The organism is Longimicrobium sp., assembly GCF_036554565.1.
GTDB lineage: Bacteria > Gemmatimonadota > Gemmatimonadetes > Longimicrobiales > Longimicrobiaceae > Longimicrobium.
In genome coordinates, this window is record NZ_DATBNB010000385.1 from 1 (window position 1) to 4,942 (window position 4,942).

Below are 4,942 nucleotides of genomic sequence, written 5' to 3' on the forward strand. Positions count from 1 at the left end.
CTGCTGCTCGCCCTTGGCGATCGCCACCGGCCTCGCGGACCGCCGGGATCGGGCGCCACGCAGGAGCGCATTGAGGATTCTGCCCGTTTCCACCCAATCTTCCGAGTCAGGCGTAAGCAACGCCCCATGCTCCTCCGCGTCCAGGCGGATCGACCGCAACTCGCGGACTCGCGCGGTGTCCGGTGCGCCTGCGGCAAGTTCCTGTAGTACGACGGCAGACCAAAGCTGCCGCCGAGGCAACTCCTTCGCGTCATGACGGAGGATCACGTTCGTGTCGAGCACCAGCGGCCTACTCGTCATCCTGATACCATGTCCTGAATCCGCCGGGGCCAAGCCGCGCCACGATTTCGAGCCACTCCGGACGCTGGTCCAGTTGCCAAACGAACCTGCCGGTTGAGCCTTCGACCAGGATCTCGGAGAAGTGAGCCTTCGACATCTCACGCGCGGCATCGATCGCGGTCGACTGGGAATCGTGTACGCCCAGAATCGCGTCCTCGGCGGACCGGAGCTCCCAGCCCACCCCGTTGCGGCTGATGTAGAGCCGCGGGGCATTCGGGTCCAGGTCCGCCTCGTCGAACAAGGGTTCCGGTGGAGCCTTTCGCTTCGCCATCGTTCCTCGCTGCAAGGAGAGCGCGCTTCGACATCAGGCAACGAAGATAATGGGCATTGCCGGTGCCAGTCCAGACACAAATGCGAGCGCGCTGGACGGGCCAGCGGTGCGCAGGATTGCTACGTCTCTGGCGGGAAAAGACGAATCGTGGAGCATGGAAAGAGCGGGCCGGCATCGCTGCCGGCCCGCCCTTTTCGTCGTGCTCGAAGCCCGAAGGATCAGACCCAGGTCTGCTGGATCTTGCCCACGGCCGCGATGCGCTCTTCCGCGATGCGGTCGGCGGCCACGTAGGTGGGGAGCCCCGCGTTCTCCGACAGCTCGAAGATGCGCAGCAGGGTGGTGTAGATGTCGCCAGCCTTGCGCATGGAGCGCTCGGCCGTCCACCCGTTCAGCTCTCCGTACACGTTGATCAGGCCACCGGCGTTGATCACGTAGTCGGGCGCGTACAGGATGCCGCGGGCGTGCAGGTCATCGCCATGGCGGGCCTCGGCGAGCACGTTGTTGGCGGCGCCCGCGACGATGTCCACCTTCAGCAGCGGGAGGGTGTCGTCGTTCACGGTGGCGCCCAGCGCGCTGGGCGCGTAGATGTCGGCCTCGACGCCGTAGATGGCGTCGGGCGCCACCGCCTCGGCGCCGAACTCGTGCACGATGCGCTGCACCCGCTCCTGGTCGATGTCGGTCACCACCAGGCGGGCGCCTTCCGACGCCAGGTTCTGGCACAGGTAGTAGCCCACGTGCCCCACGCCCTGCACCGTCACCCGCTTGCCGCTCAGGCTGTCGGAGCCGTACTTGGCCATGGCCGCCGCCTTGATGCCGCGGTACACGCCGTACGCGGTGACGGGCGACGGGTCACCCGACGTCTGCGCGCGGCCGGTGACGTGTTCCGTCTCCATAGCCACGAACTCCATGTCGTCCACCGACGTGCCCACGTCCTCGGCCGTGATGTAGCGCCCCTTGAGCGTTTCCACGAAGCGGCCGTGCGCGCGGAAGATCTCCTCGCGGTTGGTGCTGCGCGGGTCGCCCAGGATCACCGACTTGCCGCCGCCCAGGTTGAGCCCGGCCACGGAGGCCTTGTACGTCATGCCGCGCGACAGGCGCAGGGAATCGATGTACGCTTCCTGGTCGTTGTTGTAGTTCCAGTACCGCGTGCCACCCAGCGCGGGGCCGAGCACCGTGTTGTGGATCGCGATGATCCCCTTGTAGCCGCACGAAGGCTCCTGGCAGAACACCACCTGCTCGTGGTCGTGCTCGCCCATCAGCGAAAAGAGTTCCATGCCCGTTTCGGTCCAGTGTAATGCGTGTGGGTGGGCGCGGCGGCGGGCGCCCGCGCCGGCGGGGCGGGGCCCCGGCGGCGGATCAGGTGTTCGGCCGGGTTCCGGCGGCCTACCGGTACAGCGCGCGAGCGATCACCGTCCGCTGAATTTCGCTCGTTCCCTCGTAGATCTCCGTCACCTTGGCGTCGCGGAACAGCCGCTCCACCGGGTATTCCTTCACGTAGCCGTATCCGCCGAACACCTGCACGGCCTCGGTGGTCACGTACATGGCGGCTTCGGAGGCGAACAGCTTGGCCATCGACGACAGCTTCGCCTCGGGCCTCCCCGCGTCCTTGGCGGCGGCGGCGCGCATGACCAGCGAACGGGCGGCCTCCACGCGCATAGCCATGTTCGCCAGCTTGAACTGCATCCCCTGGAAGGCCCGGATGGGGGTGCCGAACTGCTTGCGCTCGTCGGCGTAGCGCACGGCGTGCTCCAGCGCGGCCTGCGCGATTCCCGTGGCCACGGCGGCGATGCCCATCCGTCCCCCGTCCAGCCCCTGCAGCGCGTAGATGAACCCGAGCGACGGGTCGCCCAGCACCTGGTCGTCGGGCACGAACAGGTCGCGGAAGGCGATGCCCACCGTTTCGGAGGCGCGCTGCCCCATCTTGTCTTCCTTCTTCCCGACGATGTAACCCTCCGCGTCCGTCGGGATGATGAAGGCGCCGATGCCCTTGGCCCCGCGCCGGTCGTCGGGCGTGTCGGTGCGGGCCATGGCCACCACCACGTCGCCGAAGCCGCCGTTGGTCACCCACGCCTTGGCGCCGTTCAGCACCCAGCCGCCGTCCACGCGGCGTGCCTGCGCCGCCATCCGCGCGGCATCGGAGCCCGCGTCGGGCTCGGAGAGCGAGAACGCGCCCAGCCACTCGCCGCGCGCCATCGGCATCAGCCAGCGCTCCTTCTGCGCGTCGGTGCCGTGCGCCAGGATCATCTGCGTGGGCAGCGAGTTGTGCACGCTCATGGCCACGGCCACCGAGGCGTCGCCCCGGGCGATCTCCTCCAGGGCGATCAGGTACGTGGCCGTGTCCATCCCCAGCCCCTCGTACTGCTCCGGAAGCAGCATTCCCAGAAAGCCCAGCTCGCCCAGCTTCTGCACGACCCCGCGGGGAAAGTGCGCCTCGCGGTCCCACTCCTCGGCGTGGGGCTTCAGCTCCCCCTCGGCGAACTCGCGCGCGAGGTCCCGGATCTGCTGCTGCTCTTCGGTCATTACTGCCCGTTCAAGTGGTGAGGCCGCTCGCGCGTGCCCTCAGTACGCGTAGAAGCCTTCGCCCGTCTTGCGGCCCAGCTTGCCGGCGGCCACGTACTTCCGCAGCAGCGGGCACGGGCGGTACTTGTCGTCGCCCAGGCCGTCGTGAAGCACCTGCATGATGGCCAGGCAGGTGTCCAGGCCGATCAGGTCCGCCAGTGCCAGCGGCCCCATCGGGTGGTTCATCCCCAGCTTCATCACCGTGTCGATGGCCTCGCGGTCCGCCACGCCCTCCATCAGGCAGAAGACGGCCTCGTTGATCATGGGCATCAGGATGCGGTTGGACACGAAACCCGGGTAGTCCTGCGCCTCGGCCACGGTCTTCCCCAGCTTTTCCGACGTCGCCACGATCGTGCGCGTGGTCTCGTCCGAGGTCGCCAGTCCGCGGATGATCTCCACCAGCTTCATCACGGGAACGGGATTCATGAAGTGCATCCCGATCACCCGGTCCGCCCGCTTCGTCCGCCCGGCGATCTCGGTGATGGAGATGGACGACGTGTTGCTGGCCAGGATGGCGTGCTCGGCCGCGACGGCGTCCAGCTCCTGGAAGATGCGGAACTTCAGGTCGCGGTTCTCGGTCGCGGCCTCGACGATCAGGTCTGCGTCCGCGGCGGCCGAAAGCTCCGTGGCGGTGCGGATGCGCCCCATCGCGGCGCCCTTCTCGTCTTCGGACAGGGCGCCCTTCTTGATCTGGCGGTCCATGTTGCCGCCGATGGTCTTCAGCGCGCCTTCCAACGCCTCGGCGCGCACGTCGATCATCGTCACGTCGTAGCCGCCATGGGCGAACACGTGCACGATGCCGTTGCCCATGGTCCCCGCCCCGACTACCGCGACCTTCCGGATCTCCGCCATTTCGCTCTATCTCTGTTCAAATTCGGCCGGGGTCGATGGCCCGCGCCGGGTTTTCTGTCGATTCAGCGCAGCGCCACCCAGAGGGCGACGTACGTCGCGAGAAGCATGGCGCCGGTGACGATGGTCCACACAGCCGCGTTGGATGTATAGGCGGCGCGGCGCTCCTCGCGCTCGGAGGCGCGATCGATCGCCTGCCGAACGCCGCCCGCGTCCACCACGTCCCGCACGCCGATGGACCGCTTTCCGGCGATCAGCCCGCTGGCGCCGAAGAGCATCATCATCACGCCGGCCGTGAACACCATCAGCAGCCACACGTGGTCCCGCTCCAGCGCCCGGTCCATCCCCAGCGCGCGGAAGGGGAACAGCACCGGCACGAGCGCGGAGAACACGATGGCGACCGCCGCCGCGCTCCCCCAGAACCGTTGCGCGGAGCTCACCGCCACCCCTCACCGATCCGCGCGTCCACCAGCGGCCGCAACTCGCGCATCCGCGCGCTCTCGCCGATCCGACGCGTCCGCATCAGCCACGCCGTGCCGAGCGCGAGCGTGATCGTGGCCGCGACGCCGGCCTCGGGACCGAAGGCACCCCCCGTCCACCAGTCGGCCCCCGTCTCGTGCGCGTCGTAGTACGGCGCGTCGAAGAGGCGCAGCCCGCTGACGGGAAAATCCAGCAGCCCCGACATCGCCCAGTTCCATCCCACGTGCACCGCCGTGGCGAACCACAGCGAGCGGGTGCGAAGGTAGGCGACCCCAAGCATGAACCCGGCCAGGAAGATGTTCGCCAGCGCCAGCGCGGTGACGTTCGGGTTGCGGCCGTGCACGTACGTGAACAGCGCCGACGTCACCACAAGCGTGGGCCACGTGCCGATTCCCTGCACCAGGACCTGGAACGAGTACCCCCGGAAGAGCACCTCTTCCAGGG

Annotated in this window: 7 protein-coding genes; all 7 read right to left on the reverse strand. The window is 68.3% G+C overall.

From position 1 onward, the window contains the following. Positions 1 to 282: hypothetical protein (locus tag VIB55_RS10650; protein WP_331876642.1), on the reverse strand; the 282-nt coding region annotated here is incomplete at its 3' end. 7 nt (positions 283 to 289) lie between these two features. Then, the gene (locus tag VIB55_RS10655; protein WP_331876643.1) at positions 290 to 610 is read right to left on the reverse strand and encodes a DUF2188 domain-containing protein; all 321 of its coding nucleotides are present in this window, start codon (positions 608 to 610) and stop codon (positions 290 to 292) included. A gap of 218 nt (positions 611 to 828) precedes the next feature. Continuing rightward, the gene (locus tag VIB55_RS10660; RefSeq protein WP_331876644.1) at positions 829 to 1,884 is read right to left on the reverse strand and encodes a Glu/Leu/Phe/Val dehydrogenase; all 1,056 of its coding nucleotides are present in this window, start codon (positions 1,882 to 1,884) and stop codon (positions 829 to 831) included. 109 nt (positions 1,885 to 1,993) lie between these two features. Further along, the gene (locus VIB55_RS10665) at positions 1,994 to 3,130 is read right to left on the reverse strand and encodes an acyl-CoA dehydrogenase family protein (protein ID WP_331876645.1); all 1,137 of its coding nucleotides are present in this window, start codon (positions 3,128 to 3,130) and stop codon (positions 1,994 to 1,996) included. Positions 3,131 to 3,169: 39 nt separating this feature from the next. After that, positions 3,170 to 4,021 (reverse strand): 3-hydroxybutyryl-CoA dehydrogenase, encoded by an 852-nt coding sequence (locus VIB55_RS10670; protein WP_331876646.1) that lies wholly within the window; start codon positions 4,019 to 4,021, stop codon positions 3,170 to 3,172. A 62-nt stretch (positions 4,022 to 4,083) separates the two neighbouring features. Further along, complete coding sequence (locus VIB55_RS10675) at positions 4,084 to 4,464, reverse strand: hypothetical protein (RefSeq protein ID WP_331876647.1); 381 nt, start codon at positions 4,462 to 4,464, stop codon at positions 4,084 to 4,086. Then, positions 4,455 to 4,942, reverse strand: a 488-nt coding sequence (locus tag VIB55_RS10680; RefSeq protein WP_331876648.1) for a CPBP family intramembrane glutamic endopeptidase, incomplete at its 5' end; no start/stop codon positions are given. The genes VIB55_RS10675 and VIB55_RS10680, both read right to left, overlap by 10 nt.

What these genes read in the sequence shown, in the direction of transcription:
- VIB55_RS10665 (WP_331876645.1), bottom strand. Translation starts at nt 3,130, where the DNA reads ATGACCGAAGAGCAGCAGCAGATCCGGGACCTCGCGCGCGAGTTCGCC.
- VIB55_RS10670 (WP_331876646.1), bottom strand. Translation starts at nt 4,021, where the DNA reads ATGGCGGAGATCCGGAAGGTCGCGGTAGTCGGGGCGGGGACCATGGGC.
- VIB55_RS10655 (WP_331876643.1), bottom strand. Translation starts at nt 610, where the DNA reads ATGGCGAAGCGAAAGGCTCCACCGGAACCCTTGTTCGACGAGGCGGAC.
- VIB55_RS10660 (WP_331876644.1), bottom strand. Translation starts at nt 1,884, where the DNA reads ATGGAACTCTTTTCGCTGATGGGCGAGCACGACCACGAGCAGGTGGTG.